Genomic DNA, 14651 nt, shown 5'->3' on the forward strand with positions numbered 1-14651 from the left:
TGCGTGTCATCACCCATTTGGGTGACACGGCATGAACCTCAGGTTTTAAGGACGATGCAGGCGCCGCCGACGCCGCGGATGCGGTTGCACAGGGTCTCGGCGCTGGCGCGGGTCTCGGAGGGCACGCGGATGCGATAGAACGCCCGGGTACCGCGGTGGCGCAGCCGGGTGCCGATGACCATCGGGCGCACGTCGCCGAGGATCGTCGCGTAGCGGTCGCGGGCCCGGCCGAAGCTCGCCAGCGCGATCGACTTCGAGAAGTTGCCGGCGAGCTGGACGCCCCAGGGCGCCAGGGTGGCGGCGGCGCCCGCGAAGAAGGTCTCGGTGCGGCCGCGGATGCGCAGGGCCGCCGTCACCTGCAGGCAGCGGGTGCCCTCCGGCTCGGTCAGGTCGCCCTTCGGCGCCTCCTTGGCGGCGGCCGCCCAATCCTCGGCGCTGCGCCCGGTGATCGCCGCGACATAGGCGCGGGTCTCCGCCGGCAGGCCGCCGGTGCCGGCGAGCCAGGCCGAGACGCGGCCGGGCCCGCCATTGTAGGCCGCCGCGGCGAGGCCGAGATTGCCGAAGCGGGCGCGCAGGTCGAGGAGGAAGCGGGCCGCGGCGGGAATCGCCTGTTCGGGATCGAACGGATCGGTGAGGCCGCGCTCCTGCGCCGTGCCGGGCATGAACTGCGCCACCCCTTGCGCGCCCGCGGGGCTCACCACGCCGGGCCGGAAGCTGCTCTCGCGCCAGATCAGCCGGGTCAGGAAGGCGACCGGCAGCCCCTTCGACTGGGCCGCGCCCTCGATCAGGCGGCACAGGGCCTGCTCGACCGTTTCCTCCTTGCCGCCCGATTCCCGGCCCACCGGTTCCTTGCTCTCCGACGCAGGCGCCGGCCGCGCCGGCGCGGCGGCCGCGACGACCGGAAGGGCGCAGGCCGCGAGGAGCCAAGCCGCGAGGAGGAGAGGGGGGCGGGTCACCAGGCCCTCATACCTCGATTCGGTGACCAATTCGGCAAGGGTCGAGGTTGTCGCGGATCCGTCCCGGACCGGCTTTCCGATCCCGCGGGCATGCCGGCCCTGGCGCAGCGCCCCGTCCCGCGCCATCTAGCGGGCGATGTCTTCGCCGCTCCTGTTCGACACCCCCCTGATCCGCAAGCGGCTCGCCCGCGCCCGCCGCGCCGGCTTCGCCGACTTCCTGGTCGCGCGGGCGGTCGACGACCTGACCGACCGCCTCGGCGCGGTGCTGCGGGAATTTCCCCGCGCCCTCGACCTCGCCACCCCGGTCCCGGCCGCCGCGTCCTGGCTCCGGGCAAGCGGGCGGGCGGGCTCCGTCATCCGCCTCGCTCCCGTGGCGGAGCCGGGCGGCCCGGACCTTACGGTCGCGGTGGGCGACCCCGAGACTCTGCCGTTCGGCGATAGGAGCTTCGACCTCGCCGTGTCGCTGCTGGCGCTCCAGCACGCCAACGACCTGCCGGGCGCGCTCGTGCAGGTCCGCCGGGCCTTGAGGGCCGACGGGCTGTTCATCGGCTGCCTGCTCGGCGGCCGCACGCTGACCGAGCTGCGCCAGGTGCTCACCCAGGCCGAGAGCGAGATCGAGGGCGGGGCCAGCCCCCGGGTGGCGCCCTTCGCGGAGGTGCGCGACATCGGCGGCCTGCTCCAGCGCGCCGGCTTCGCCCTGCCGGTCACCGATGTCGAGACCGTGACGGTGCGCTACGGCGATCCGTTCGGGCTGATGCGCGACCTGCGCGCCATGGGGCTCACCAACGCCCTGCGGGAGCGCCGCGGCGCCCTGCGCCGGGAGACCCTGATGCGGGCCGCCACCCTGTACGCCGAACGCTTCGCCGATCCGGACGGGCGCATCCGGGCGACGTTCGAGATGATCTGGCTCTCGGGCTGGGTGCCGCACGAGAGCCAGCAGAAGCCGTTGCGGCCGGGCAGCGCCCAGGCGCGGCTGGCCGACGCCCTCGGCACCGTCGAACGCAAGGAGCCGTCATGACGGACAGGTCCATCACGATCACGCCGAACCCGCACCGGATCCGCGTGATGCTCGGCGGCACGATCGTCGCCGAGACGACCCGGGCGCTGACCCTGCGCGAGGGCGCCATGCCGCCGGTGCTCTACATCCCGCGCGAGGATGCGCAACTGGATCTCTTCGCGCGCACCGCGCACCGCACGCATTGCCCGCACAAGGGCGATGCCAGCTACTTCTCCCTCACCGCCGGCGGGCTGGAGCGGGCGAACGCGGTCTGGAGCTACGAGGACCCGTTTCCGGCGGTGGCGGCGATCAAGGATCACCTCGCCTTCTACCCGGGCAAGGTGGATGCGATCGAGGAATTCGCGGACTGAACGGGCGGCGCTCGCCTCATCCCACCGGCCCACGATCCTAGCGCATCAAGTCGATCTCGGGCTTGCCCGAGATCGACGGGGCCGGCGAACCATCTCGAACTGTCGATGCCCGGTCAAAGGCTCGGCGACAATTCGAGAACGGAACCAAAGGTCGTTTCCGACGACCGTCGGTATCACTCCCCGATCCCGAACAGCCGCTCGAGGAAGTTCTTGTCCTCCCGGGTCGGTCCGCCGCGCTGGGGCGCCGGCTGCGGGCGGGCGGCGGGCTGCTGGCCGCCGAGGAGGTCGTCGATCATGCCGCCGATCGTCGGCGGCTCGGCGGGATTGGCCGATGCGACGGCGTTGCTGGTGCGGCGCCAGCGGGCCGCGCCGGGAAGCGGCGCCGGCTTGTCGCCGCGCAGGCCCGCGACCATCACCCGGTTCCAGACCTCCACCGGCAGGTTGCCGCCCGAGACCCGCTTCGTCGGCTCGCCGTCGTCGTTGCCGAGCCAGACGCCGGTCACCAGCGTGGCGGAGAAGCCGACCACCCAGGCATCGCGAAAATCCTGGCTGGTGCCGGTCTTGCCGGCGAGCTCCCAGCCCGGGATGTCGCCCTTCTTGGCGGTGCCGCTGACGAAGACCTCGTGCATCATCGCGTTCATCATGCCGTCGGCCTGGGGCTCGATCACCCGGCCGAGGCCGCTCGGGGCGCGCTTGTAGACGGTGCGGCCGTCGACGGTCTTCACGCTGGCAATGACGTAGGGAATCACCCCCATGCCGCCATTGGCGAAGGTGGCATAGGCGCCGACGAGTTCGAGCGGCGTCACCTCGGAGGTGCCGAGCGCGATCGAGGCATTGGCCTGGAGCGGCGAGGTGATGCCGAGGCGCTGGGCCGTCTGCACCACCGCCTTGGGGCCGACCTCCATGCCGAGCCGCACCGCCACGGTGTTGAGCGAGTGGGCGAGCGCGTCCCGCAGGGTCACGGGGCCGCTGTAGTTGCGCGAGTAGTTCTCGGGGTTCCACCCCTTGATGTTGATCGGCGCGTCCTCCCGCACCGTGTCGGGGGTCAGGCCGCGCTCGATCGCCGCGAGGTAGACGAAGGGCTTGAAGGCCGAGCCGGGCTGGCGCTTGGCGGTGGTGGCGCGGTTGAACTGGCTCTGCGCATAGTCGCGCCCGCCGATCAGCGCCCGGATCGCCCCGTCGGGCCGCATCGACACGACCGCGCCCTGGCCGACATTGTAGCGCGCGCCCTTCTGGTTGAGCTCGTCGACCAGCGCCCGCTCGGCCACCGCCTGCAGGCCCGGATCGACGGTGGTCTGGACCGAGACGTCGGTCTCGATCTTGCCGACGTAGTCGTCGAGCACGTCCATCACGAGATCGGCGACGTAGTTGGCCGAGCCGCCGCCCTTGGCCCGGGCGGGCTTGGCCGGCTGGGCCAGCGCCACTTTCACGTCCGCGGGCTTGGCGAAGCCCAGCTCCTGCATCGCCGCCAGCACCTGCGCGGCCCGGGCCTGGGCGGCGGGCAGGTTGCGGTTGGGGGCGAGCCGCGAGGGCGCCTGGACGAGGCCGCCCAGCATCGCGGCTTCCGCCAGGGTCACGTCCTTGGCGGGCTTGGCGAAGTAGCGCTGGGCCGCGGCCTCGACGCCGTAGGCGCCGGCACCGAAATAGACCCGGTTGAGGTAGAGTTCGAGGATCTCGTCCTTGGTGTACTTGTGCTCGAGCCAGAGCGCGAGGATCGCCTCCTGGATCTTGCGCGAGGCGGTGCGCTCCTGGGTCAGGAAGAGGTTCTTGGCGAGCTGCTGGGTCAGGGTCGAGCCGCCCTGGGCGACGCCGCGGCGGGTCAGGTTCTGGCCGATGGCGCGGGCGATGCCGACCGGATCGATGCCGAGATGGGAGTAGAAGCGCCGGTCCTCGATCGCCACGAAGGCGCGGGGCAGGTAGGGCGGCAGCTCGCGGATGCTCACCGTGCGCCCGCCGGTCTCGCCGCGATTGGCGAGCAGCGAGCCGTCGGCGGCCAAAATCGCGATGTTGGGCGGGCGCTTCGGCACCGCCAGCTGGTCGATCGGCGGCAGCTGCGAGGCGTGGTAGGCGACGATGCCGGCGACCGCCACGAGGCCCCAGAGGCCGAGGATCACCGTGCCGTAGACGAGGGAGCCGAGGAACGAGCGCCGACGCCGCCGCGGGGCAGGAGCCGCCGCGCGGGCGGCCCGCTTCGGGGCGGCCTTGGTCGACCCCTTGGCCGATCCCTTGGATGTCCCCTTGGCCACGCCGCCTCCCGCCCGATCGCCCCGCGAGAGGCGCAGGTCGAGGGAGGCCGGATCCCCAGGCCCCTCCGCCTCGAAGCGGGGCTCGACCCGACCCGTCCGCTCGCGTCCCTTCGCCATCCTGTCGAGTTCCCCTTCGCCCCCGGACGAGCCGGCCCGCGTGGGGCACTCAAGAGACAATAATTGAGGCGGGTTTAAGGGCCGTTAACCGAAATTTTGTCGAACGATTCCCGCTGCTTAGCAAAGCACTGCAGAGGATGCGGCAAGCTGCGCCGGAACGGCGGATCGCGGGAGGCGTTGCGCAGGCTCGAACAAGGAGCCGACATGCTGCACCTGCTGGTGGCGGATGGGAACGACCGGGACGGCCGCGAGCGGCATGTCGCGGTGTGCGGCCGGACCTCGGCCGAGACCTATGCGGGAATCCTGGAAAAGCTCGCCCCGGACGCGACCTGCCACCTCGTCGCCCCGGCGGATGCGGGAGCGACGCTGCCGCGGGCGCTCGACGCGTGCAATGCCCTGGTGCTCACCGGCTCGACCCTGCATGTCGAGGAGGGCGGCCCCGCGGTGACGCGCCAATGCGACCTCGTGCGGGCGGCGCTGGAAGCGGGCGTGCCGGTCTTCGGCTCGTGCTGGGGCGTGCAGGTGGCGGCGACGATCGCCGGGGGACGGGCCGCCCGCAACCCGCGGGGCCCGGAATACGGGCTCGCCCGCGCCATCAGCCGGACCGAGGCCGGAGGGGACCACCCGCTGCTGGCCGGCCGGCCGGCCTCCTGGGACGCCCCGGCGATCCACGACGACGCGGTGATCGAGCCGCCCCCTCGCAGCACGGTGCTCGCCGGCAACGACCGCCTCGACGTGCAGGCGATCGAGATCCGCCTCGGCGGCGGCGTGTTCTGGGGCACGCAGTACCATCCCGAGCTCGACCTCGACGAGGTCGCGGCGATGCTGCGGCTGTCCGCCGAGGGCGTGGTGGAGGCGGGCCTGTGCCCGGACGAGGCCGCGCTCCACGCCTACGCGGATGCCCTGCGCGACCTGCACCGCGACCCGGAGGGCCGGGCCGACCTCGCCTGGCGCCTCGGCGTCACCGCCGAGGTGCTGGTGCCGGAGCGGCGCCGGCGCGAGATCGCGAACTTCCTCGACCGGCTGGTGCGGCCAAGGCAGAGGGCGTGAAGCCGGAGTCGCTCACGCCGCCCGGACGCCGCCGAGGAAGCGCTCGACTTCGGCGCCGAGATGCTCGGCCTGGTGCGTGAGCGCGTCGGCGGAGGCCAGCACCCGGCTGGCGACGGTGCCGGTGGTGCCGGCGGCCTCGGCCACCGCACCGATCGTCGCGGTGAGCGAGCCCGTCCCGGCGGTGGCCCGCTCCATGGCGCGCAGGATCTCCCGGGTCGCCGCTTCCTGCTCCTCGACGGCCGCCGCCACCGCGGCCGCCACCCCGTCGATGCCGCGGATGCGCCCGCCGATCGCCTCGATCGCCCGGACGGCGTCGCCGGTGGCGTCCTGAATACGGCCGATCTGGCCGCCGATCTCGCCGGTCGCCCGGGCGGTCTGGGCGGCGAGTTCCTTCACCTCCGCCGCCACCACCGCGAAGCCCCGCCCCGCCGCGCCCGCGCGGGCGGCTTCGATGGTGGCGTTCAACGCCAGGAGGTTGGTCTGGTCGGCGATCGCCGAGATCATCGTGACGACGTCGCCGATGCGCGCGGCCGCCTCGCTGAGAGCCCCCACCAGGGCGGCCGAACGGTCCGCCTCGGCGACGGCGGCGCGGGCGAGGCCGGCGGTCTCGCCGACCTGCTGGCCGACCTCGCGCACGGACGCCCCGAGCTCCCGCGTCGCCGCCGCGACGGCGCCGACATCCCCCGCCGCCCGACCGGCGGCGGCATCGGCCTCGGCCGAGCGGTCGGCGGCGGTGCCGGCGGTCCGCGACATCGCCCTCGCGGTCGCCTGCAGATCGCCCGCCGAGGCCGCGACCTCGCCGACGATGCCGCCGACCGCCGCCTCGAAGGCCGCCGCCATCCGCAGCACGCCCTCGCGCCGCTCATGCTCGGCAGCCCGACGGGCCGCCTCGCCGTCCTGCTCCAGGGCGCGCAGGCGCGCCATCTGGGCCTTGGCCTCCCGCTCGGAGGCGGCGAGCCCGGCCAGCGTTCGGGCGACGGTGTGGCAGATCCGGGCCAGCACCGCCGCCTCGATCGTCAGGATCACGGCGTGGAGGAGCACCCGGCCGAGATCGCCGCCCGCCGGGAAGACGGCGGCCGGCAGGACGAGGTTCAGCACGAGGTGGTGCACGGCCGTGGCGCCGGTGGCCGCCAGGATCACCCGCCAGTCGCACCAGCCGGCGAGCACCGCCAGGCAGGCGAAGAAATACATGTGCAGGTCGACCTGCCAGGGATGCCCGGCGCTGGCATAGAGCAGCACCGCCGCCATGCCGACGAGCGCGAACGCGGTGGCGAGCCGGGTCCGCAGCCCGATCGGGTCGCGCCACCACGACAGGGTGGCGATGCCCGCGAGCAGGGTTGCGGCCGTGCCCGGCACCAGGGCGGCTCCGTCACCGGCGATCAGCGGCAGGCCGGCGGCGACCGGCACATGGGCCCAGAGCAGCGGGATCAGGATGCGGGCGAAGGAACGGCGGAGGTCGTCGACGTCGGTCATCAGCGGGCGGTGCTCGGTGACGGTGGAGAATGACGGGAGGTCGCGGGCGGGGAGGGGCCGCAGCCGCCGGCGACGAGCGGATCGAGGACCAGCCAGGCGCCGGCGCCGTAGAGGCGCCGGACGAAGCCGGGCGCCTCCGAGCGCGCGACGACCAGGCCGGCCGGGCCTGCGCGAACGAGCCGGCCGCCAGCGGCGGCCACGATCGCGGCCGCCTCGCCGATCCCGGCGCCCGGACGGCCGAGCACCGCCACCGCGTCCGAGCGCGGCAGAGCGACGACCAGGAACGGGGCCAAGGTCAGGAGCAGCAGACCGGTGCCATCCTGGAGGCGGGATCGCGCGGCCATGAGGCTCGTCCCATGCGTGAATGGCGGGGACCTTGCGGGAGGAATGCCTTACGGCCGGTAAAGCGCAATGTCCGGATTTTGCGGGACTGATCCTCGACTTGAAGGGCAGGGTGTCCGTGGCGCCTTCAGCGTAACGGTTAGCTGGCGCGCAACTGCTCCCGTCCGCGACGATCGCGTGCACCAACGAAAACGGCGCCCCGCGGGGCGCCGTCCTGTCGTGTGGCGTGATTTCGCTTGGGAATGCTTGGCGGGACTTGACGGGACTTGGAAGGGCCTGGCGAGCTCAGGCCGTCGGTGCGGCGGCGAGGCGCGGCGCCGGGCGGGCCTCGTCCTCGCCGACGAGGTGGAAGGCGGCCGGACGCCGGAACAGGAACCGGGCCGGGGTGTGGCGGATCACCCGCTCGATGGCGAGCGGCACCACCACGGCGGTCAGCGTCACGAGGAGCGCGACGAGGCCGATATCCTCGATCACCCCGCTGCGCACGAGGGCCGTGCGCAGGGCCGCCATCGGCAGGAAGAAGGCGAGGTAGATCACGATCGAGCGCTCGCCGCAGGCCCGCAGGGCGGCGGTCACCGGGCCGCCGGCCCGGGTGAGGAGGGCGGCGGTCGCCACGATGGCGAGCGCGCCGGCGGCGCCGAGCATCAGGCTCACCACCGGCAGGCTGGCGAGCGTCGGGTGGGAGGTCAGCCCGGTCGGCGTGAAGACGAGGAACGCCTCGATCGACGCCCAGGCGGCGAGGCCGAGGAGCGCGAGGCCGGCTCGCGCCCGCACCCAGTCGGCCAGGGCGAAGATCCGGGCGGCGAACAGGTAGCCGGCGACGAAGTAGACCAGCCGGTCGCAGAACTCGTCGATCAGCGTCGAGCCGGTATGGACCGGGGCGAGCTGGAGGAGGGCGGCGCCGATCAGCAGCACCGGCCAGGGCAGCCGGCGCAGGAGCTTCACGACGACCGAGAAGACCGCCAGCAGGTAGATGAACCAGAGGGTCGAGTAGGGCTCGATCAGGCCGTGGGCGAGATGGGCCGCGAAGGCGCCGGGCCCCGCGCCGTCGGTGATCTGGCCGTACTTCACCGCCGACTGGAGCACCATCCACAGCAGGTAGAAATACGCGAAGTGGACGATGCGCCGGTCGGCGAAGAGCCGCCAGTCGCGATCGACGACCCGGCCGACGAACAGGCCCGAGAGCAGGAAGAAATCCGGGATCCGGAAGGGTTTGGCGAACTCCACGACGTGATGCATGAAGCCCTCGCCCCCCATCGCCTCGCCGACCCCGAGGGTCGAGTGCATCATCACCACGAGGATGATGCAGATGCCCTTGGCGACGTCGACCCAGGCGCGGCGCCCCGGGGCGGTCCCCGCGCGCGGGCGAACGGGATCGTCCGGCCGGACCGAGAGGGCGGGTTCGGTGTTGGGACGGGCGGACATCGGGCGTCTCCGGAGGATCGCCCGGGAGGCTGCCAGGGAGACGTAAAGATCGGATCGGGCCCGGTCCCGTAAATTGCGGCGAACCGGGCAACAGGCGATTCACCTTACCGCCCGAGGGGCCGCCGGCTACCGGACGCTCCGCTTCGTCTCGCGCCGCGTCCGGGTCATCCGCGTCGCGGCGTGGAAATCGTCGGGCTTGGTCCGCACCCAGGCGAGGAAGCGGGCGATCTCGGGCTCGGCCCGCAGGCTCTCGACGTCGTTGAGGCGCCGCGCCAGCTCCGCCTCGCTGTGCCGGGCATGGATCGCCGAGTGGCAGATCTGGTGCAGCTGCACGGTCTCGCCGTGGGTGCCGCCCTTCAGCTTCGGCGTCAGGTGGTGCCGGCTCTGGCGGGCACCGGGCGGGATCGGCCGCTCGCAGAGCGGACAGATGACGGCGGGGCGGGTCCCCAGACCATGGGTCGAGGGGTCGTCGTCGCGCCAGCGCCGCTCTCGACGTCCCAAGGCCAGCTCCTGCAAGGGCGGGGAAAACTCCTCCGTATCTGGGTCGCCGGGCGGCCGGGGTTCAAGGCCGCGTGGGCGATGTCGCGGGGGCCCGGATGCCGCAGCGTCCCTCGGGAACGCCCCCGGAGCCGCGATTGACAAACCTCCCCCGCCGCCGGACAGTGATGGGGTTACCGAGGGGAGCCCCGCCGGCAGGGGCTGAGATTGGACGAGCGCGCGTCCTGACCCTTGAACCTGATCCGGTTCGTACCGGCGGAGGGACGGGAACCTGCCATGACCGACGTGACCCGTGCGTCCTCGCGCCCCGAGGCCGGATCTCCTCGCCCGGAGAGATCCATGAACGCACCCATCCTCCCCCCGAAAGATCGTCCGAAGACCGTCACCACGGGGCCGGTCACCGGCTCGGTGAAGGTCTATGCCGCGCCCAAGGACCGGCCCGACCTGCGGGTGCCCTACCGCGAGATCGCCCTGACGGATCCGGGCGAGGCCCCGGTGCGGGTCTACGATCCCTCGGGCCCCTATACCGAGACGGACGCGCGCATCGACCTGTCCGCCGGGCTGCCGGAGATCCGCGCCGGCTGGCTCGCCGCCCGCGGCTACGCGGCCGTCGCCCCCCGGGCGGTGAAGCCGGAGGATAACGGCTTCGTGCCCGAGGATCGGCTGGTGGCGCCGTGCCCGGCTCCCCGCACGGTCCGGCGGGGAGAGACCGGCCAGAGGGTGACGCAGCTCGAATTCGCCCGGGCCGGGATCGTCACCGAGGAGATGATCTACGTCGCCCATCGGGAGAACCTGTGCCGCGAGGCGATGCTGGCGCAGGCCGAGGGCAAACTCGCCGATGGCGAGAGTTTCGGGGCCGCGATCCCGCCCTTTGTCACCCCCGACTTCGTGCGCGAGGAGGTGGCGCGGGGCCGGGCGATCATCCCGGCCAACATCAACCACACCGAACTTGAGCCGATGGCGATCGGCCGCAACTTCCTCGTCAAGATCAACGCCAATATCGGCAACTCGGCCGTGACCTCCTCGGCCGCCGAGGAGGTCGAGAAGATGGTGTGGGCGATCCGCTGGGGCGCCGACACGGTGATGGACCTCTCGACGGGGCGCAACATCCACAACATCCGCGGCTGGATCCTGCGCAACGCCCCGGTGCCGATCGGCACCGTGCCGATCTACCAGGCGCTGGAGAAGGTCGGCGGCGATCCGCTCAAGCTCGACTGGGAGGTGTTCAAGGACACCCTCATCGAGCAGGCCGAGCAGGGGGTGGACTACTTCACCATCCATGCCGGCGTGCGCCTCGCCCACGTCCCGCTGACGGCCCGGCGTGTCACCGGCATCGTCTCGCGCGGCGGCTCGATCATGGCGCGCTGGTGCCTCGCCGGGCACCGGGAATCGTTCCTCTACGAGCGCTTCGAGGAGATCTGCGACATCTGCCGCGAGTACGACGTGTCGTTCTCGCTGGGCGACGGGTTGCGGCCGGGATCGATCGCGGACGCCAACGACGCCGCGCAGTTCGCGGAACTCGAGACGCTCGGCGAACTCACCAAGATCGCACAGGCCAAGGGCTGCCAGGTGATGATCGAGGGTCCCGGCCACGTGCCGATGCACAAGATCAAGGTCAATATGGACAAGCAGCTCGCCGAGTGCGGCGAGGCGCCGTTCTACACGCTGGGCCCGCTCACCACCGACGTGGCGCCGGGCTACGACCACATCACCTCGGGCATCGGCGCGGCGATGATCGGCTGGTTCGGTACCGCGATGCTCTGCTACGTGACCCCGAAGGAGCATCTCGGCCTGCCGAACCGCGACGACGTGAAGACCGGCGTCATCACCTACAAGATCGCCGCGCACGCCGCCGACCTCGCCAAGGGCCATCCGGCGGCGCAGGTGCGGGACGACGCCCTGTCCCGGGCCCGGTTCGACTTCCGCTGGGAGGACCAGTTCAACCTCTCGCTCGATCCCGATACCGCCCGGGCCTACCACGACGAGACCCTGCCGAAGGACGCCCACAAGGTCGCGCATTTCTGCTCGATGTGCGGCCCGAAATTCTGCTCGATGAAGATCACCCAGGACCTGCGCGCCGACGTGCTGGCGATGGAGGCGGCGAGCGCCGTGGTCGGCGAGGCCACACCGCTCGACGAAACGGCCCGCGCGGCCGGCATGGCCCAAAAATCGGCGGAATTCCTGGGCGAGGGCGGGAGACTCTACGTCGACGCCGGATGAGCGCGTCCTCCGCGCGCCCGACCGGTCGGGCGCGCGGAACCGATCCGGTCGCCGGCGCGCCGCGCGAGGATGTCACGAATGCTGATGCAGGCCCCGAAGGCTCCGCCGGACCCGGCCCGGCCGGATCGCGCCGGATCGCGCCCCAGCTCGATCGTGCGCCGCCTCGTCGTCTTCGCCCTCGGCCTGGCGGTGCCGATCCTGATCTTCGGCGGCGTGGTCCTGTGGCAATTCGCGGGCGCTGCCCGCGCCCGCCTCGAGGCGGAGGCGCTGGGGCGGGCCCGGATGGAGGCGGCGGCGGTCGACCGCGAGGTCGCGAGCCTGACCGCCACCCTGGAGGCCCTGACCCTGTCGAACGCGCTCCAGCGCGGCGACGTGACGGCCTTCCGCGAGCAGTTGCAGGAACTCTTCCGCCGCAGCGGCCTCTCGGCGACCCTGCGCGATCCCGATGGCCGGCGGCTGATCGACATCGGCGCCGAGCCGATGCCGGAGCGCCTCGATGCCGCCGATGCGGCGGCCCTGGCCGGACGGCCGGCGGTGTCGGGCGTGGTCGACGGGCGCTTCCGAGTGACGGTGCCGGTGATGCGCCGGGGCGGCGAGGCGGTCCTGTACCTCCTGTCCTTCTCCCTGCCGACGGACCGGATCCGCGACGTGCTGGCCTCCGGCGGGGTGCCGAAGGACTGGGTGATGAGCGTCGTCGACCGCGACGACCGGGTGCTCACCCGCACCCGCGCGCCGGAGCGCTTCACCGGCACCAAGGCCCCCGACGACCTGCGCCTCGCCACCGGCCCGGAAGGGACCTGGCGCGGCACCTCGCTGGAGGGCCAGCCGTTCTTCATCGCCTATGCGCGGGCGGGCGTGCCGGATTGGCGCATCGCCGTCGGGGTACCCGAGGAGGCGCTGGCCGCACCGGTCCGGGCCTCGCTCGTGTGGTTCGCCGGGCTCGGGATCATGCTGGCCGCCATCGCGGCCGTCCTGGCGCTGGCCTTCGCCCGCGGCATCGCGGCGCCGCTCCAGGCCCTGCGCGACCAGGCGGTGGCGCTCGGCCGCGGCCGGCCGGCCCCGGTGCTCGCCGGGGTGCCGGCGGAAGTGGCGGCGGTGAGCGCCGAGATCGCCGAGGCGGCCCAGCGCCAGCGCGAGCGGGCGAGCGAGCGCGAGAGCGCCGCCGCGGCGCTCCGCTCCGAGACGCAGCGCCTCGAAGTGCTGAACCGGCTCGGCACGGCGCTGGCGAGCGAGCTCGACCGGCAGCGCCTCGGCGACGCGGTGGTGGAGGCCGCCACCCACCTGACCGGCGCGGCCTACGGCGCCCTGTTCGAGCGGGTGCCGGAGGGCCCGGACGGGCCGGAGCACTGGCAGCTCCTCAGCCTCACCGGCGGCCCCCGCGAGGCCTTCACCCGCTTCGGCCTGCCGCGGGTGACGACCCTGTTCAGCCAGACCTTCGCGGCCGGCGGCGTGGTCCTGAGCGAGGACGTGACCACCGATCCGCGCTACGGCAGCCACGGCGGCATGCCGAAGGGCCACCTGCCGGTGCGCAGCTACCTGGCGGTGCCGGTGGTGTCGGGCACCGGCGCCACCCTGGGCGCGCTGCTGTTCGGCCACCCCGAGTCGCATCGCTTCGGCACCCGCGAGGCGGCCCTGGTCGAGGGCCTGGCCGGGCAGGCCGCGGTGGCGATGGACAATGCCCGCCTGTTCGCCTCGGTGCGCCGCGGGCAGGACCGCTTCGAGGCCGCCGTCCAGGCGGTGCGGGGCGTCCTGTGGACCAACGGCCCCGACGGCCGGATGACCAACGACCAGCCGGCCTGGGCCGCGCTGACCGGCCAGACGCCGGACGAGTATGCCGGCTACGGCTGGGCCGAGGCGGTGCATCCCGACGACCGGGCCGCCAGCGTCGAGACCTGGAACCAGGCCGTCGCCGGGCGCCGGCGCTACACCCACGAGCACCGGGTGCGGCGCCACGACGGGGTGTTTCGCACCTACGCCATCCAGGCGGTACCGGTGCTCGATCCCGACGGGACGATCCGCGAATGGGTCGGGGTGCATTCCGACATCACCGAGCAGCGCGCGGCGGAGGCGGCGCTGCGCGAATCGAACGAGGAGATCCAGCGCTACGCCTACATCGTCAGCCACGACCTCCGGGCGCCGCTCGTGAACATCATGGGTTTCACGAGCGAGATCGAGGCGAGCCAGGACGACATCCGGGCCGCCCTGGCCGGCCGGCCGGAGGCCTCGCGGATCGACGCCGACCTCGTCGAATCGGTGAGCTTCATCAAGGCGGCGATCACCAAGATGGACGGCCTGATCAACGCCATCCTGAAGCTGTCGCGGGAGGGACGGCGCAACTTCCAGCCCGAGCCGCTGGCGATGACCGCCCTGGTCCAGGGGCTCGCCGACGCGCAGCGCCACCAGGCCGAGACGGCGGGGGCCGCGATCACGATCGGCGACCTTCCCGGCCTCGTCGCCGACCGGGTCGCCGTGGAGCAGATCTTCGGCAACCTGATCGACAACGCGATCAAGTACCTCGACCGGAACCGGCCCGGGCGGATCGCCGTGACGGGTGCGGTGTCGGACGGGCTCGCGGTGTTCCAGGTCGCCGACAACGGCCGCGGCATCGACGCCCGCGACCACGGCCGGGTGTTCGAGCTCTTCCGCCGCTCCGGCGCCCAGGACCGGCCCGGGGAGGGGATCGGGCTCGCCCATGTCCGCACCCTGGTGCGGGCGCTCGGCGGACGGATCGACCTCGCCTCGCAGGTCGGGGTGGGCACAACCTTCACGGTCACGCTGCCGCTGCGGCAGAGCTGACCCTGGGTTGCGCGGCCGGGCGGCGTTAACGCGATCGCGATGTTTTCGGTGCCGGCCCCGTGCGCAAGCGCCGGAATGTAGTCTAGAGAGACTTGCGGGAGCCCGGCTCCCGCCCCGTCCGCGATCGGCGGGAACGGACGAGAGAATGCCGGCCTGGCCG

10 protein-coding genes, 2 pseudogenes and 1 riboswitch are annotated in these 14651 nt (G+C 73.0%); of the genes and pseudogenes, 6 read left to right on the top strand and 6 right to left on the bottom strand.

Features of this window, described 5'->3' with window-relative positions; translation table 11 throughout:
* Positions 1 to 38: 38 nt before the first annotated feature.
* A complete protein-coding gene (locus tag miv_RS22305; RefSeq protein ID WP_244748652.1) occupies positions 39 to 956 on the bottom strand; it encodes a lytic transglycosylase domain-containing protein in 918 nt (305 codons plus the stop codon).
* A gap of 136 nt (positions 957 to 1092) precedes the next feature.
* On the opposite strand from miv_RS22305, the gene miv_RS22310 reads away from it, so the two are divergent.
* Together miv_RS22310 and miv_RS22315 are read left to right on the top strand one after the other, a co-directional pair.
* Positions 1093 to 1974: a methyltransferase domain-containing protein gene (locus miv_RS22310; RefSeq protein WP_207178951.1), complete on the top strand. Its 882-nt coding sequence runs from the start codon at positions 1093 to 1095 to the stop codon at positions 1972 to 1974.
* Positions 1971 to 2324: a DUF427 domain-containing protein gene (locus miv_RS22315; protein ID WP_207178952.1), complete on the top strand. Its 354-nt coding sequence runs from the start codon at positions 1971 to 1973 to the stop codon at positions 2322 to 2324. Before miv_RS22310 ends, miv_RS22315 begins: the two co-directional genes overlap by 4 nt.
* 173 nt (positions 2325 to 2497) lie before the next feature.
* On the opposite strand, the gene miv_RS22320 is transcribed toward miv_RS22315, so the two are convergent.
* Entirely contained in the window at positions 2498 to 4687 is a 2190-nt protein-coding gene (locus miv_RS22320; protein WP_048426702.1) for a transglycosylase domain-containing protein, read from the bottom strand.
* Between the two features lie 204 nt (positions 4688 to 4891).
* Here miv_RS22320 and miv_RS22325 point away from each other — a divergent pair, with 204 nt between their 5' ends.
* Positions 4892 to 5737 carry a type 1 glutamine amidotransferase gene (locus miv_RS22325; RefSeq protein WP_058619811.1) on the top strand — a complete coding sequence of 282 codons (846 nt, stop codon included), beginning with the start codon at positions 4892 to 4894 and terminating at the stop codon, positions 5735 to 5737.
* A gap of 12 nt (positions 5738 to 5749) precedes the next feature.
* On the opposite strand, the gene miv_RS33755 is transcribed toward miv_RS22325, so the two are convergent.
* The 4 genes from miv_RS33755 to miv_RS22345 form a co-directional block, all read right to left on the bottom strand.
* Positions 5750 to 7210 carry a methyl-accepting chemotaxis protein gene (locus tag miv_RS33755; protein WP_048426700.1) on the bottom strand — a complete coding sequence of 487 codons (1461 nt, stop codon included), beginning with the start codon at positions 7208 to 7210 and terminating at the stop codon, positions 5750 to 5752.
* Complete coding sequence (locus tag miv_RS22335) at positions 7210 to 7554, bottom strand: hypothetical protein (protein ID WP_053220820.1); 345 nt, start codon at positions 7552 to 7554, stop codon at positions 7210 to 7212. The genes miv_RS33755 and miv_RS22335 overlap by 1 nt, the downstream gene beginning before the upstream one ends.
* Before the next feature lie 283 nt (positions 7555 to 7837).
* Positions 7838 to 8977 (bottom strand): acyltransferase family protein, encoded by a 1140-nt coding sequence (locus tag miv_RS22340; RefSeq protein WP_207178955.1) that lies wholly within the window; start codon positions 8975 to 8977, stop codon positions 7838 to 7840.
* Between the two features lie 126 nt (positions 8978 to 9103).
* On the bottom strand, positions 9104 to 9478 hold the full coding sequence (locus miv_RS22345) for an HNH endonuclease family protein (protein ID WP_207178957.1): 375 nt from the start codon (positions 9476 to 9478) through the stop codon (positions 9104 to 9106).
* A gap of 166 nt (positions 9479 to 9644) precedes the next feature.
* Positions 9645 to 9756, top strand: a riboswitch (TPP riboswitch).
* A 58-nt stretch (positions 9757 to 9814) separates the two neighbouring features.
* Here miv_RS22345 and thiC point away from each other — a divergent pair.
* From thiC to miv_RS33830, 3 genes and pseudogenes are all read left to right on the top strand, one after another.
* Complete coding sequence (thiC, locus tag miv_RS22350; RefSeq protein WP_207178958.1) at positions 9815 to 11695, top strand: phosphomethylpyrimidine synthase ThiC; 1881 nt, start codon at positions 9815 to 9817, stop codon at positions 11693 to 11695.
* Positions 11696 to 12643: 948 nt separating this feature from the next.
* A pseudogene (locus miv_RS33825) lies at positions 12644 to 13309 on the top strand (GAF domain-containing protein); the annotation flags it as partial.
* A gap of 45 nt (positions 13310 to 13354) precedes the next feature.
* A pseudogene (locus miv_RS33830) lies at positions 13355 to 14491 on the top strand (sensor histidine kinase); the annotation flags it as partial.
* Positions 14492 to 14651: the final 160 nt, after the last annotated feature.

The sequence above is a fragment of the Methylobacterium indicum genome (genome assembly GCF_017347565.1).
Classification (GTDB): Bacteria; Pseudomonadota; Alphaproteobacteria; order Rhizobiales; family Beijerinckiaceae; genus Methylobacterium; species Methylobacterium indicum.

What these genes read in the sequence shown, in the direction of transcription:
- miv_RS22310 (WP_207178951.1), top strand. Translation starts at nt 1,093, where the DNA reads ATGTCTTCGCCGCTCCTGTTCGACACCCCCCTGATCCGCAAGCGGCTC.
- miv_RS22315 (WP_207178952.1), top strand. Translation starts at nt 1,971, where the DNA reads ATGACGGACAGGTCCATCACGATCACGCCGAACCCGCACCGGATCCGC.
- miv_RS22320 (WP_048426702.1), bottom strand. Translation starts at nt 4,687, where the DNA reads ATGGCGAAGGGACGCGAGCGGACGGGTCGGGTCGAGCCCCGCTTCGAG.
- miv_RS22325 (WP_058619811.1), top strand. Translation starts at nt 4,892, where the DNA reads ATGCTGCACCTGCTGGTGGCGGATGGGAACGACCGGGACGGCCGCGAG.
- miv_RS33755 (WP_048426700.1), bottom strand. Translation starts at nt 7,210, where the DNA reads ATGACCGACGTCGACGACCTCCGCCGTTCCTTCGCCCGCATCCTGATC.
- miv_RS22335 (WP_053220820.1), bottom strand. Translation starts at nt 7,554, where the DNA reads ATGGCCGCGCGATCCCGCCTCCAGGATGGCACCGGTCTGCTGCTCCTG.
- miv_RS22340 (WP_207178955.1), bottom strand. Translation starts at nt 8,977, where the DNA reads ATGTCCGCCCGTCCCAACACCGAACCCGCCCTCTCGGTCCGGCCGGAC.
- thiC (WP_207178958.1), top strand. Translation starts at nt 9,815, where the DNA reads ATGAACGCACCCATCCTCCCCCCGAAAGATCGTCCGAAGACCGTCACC.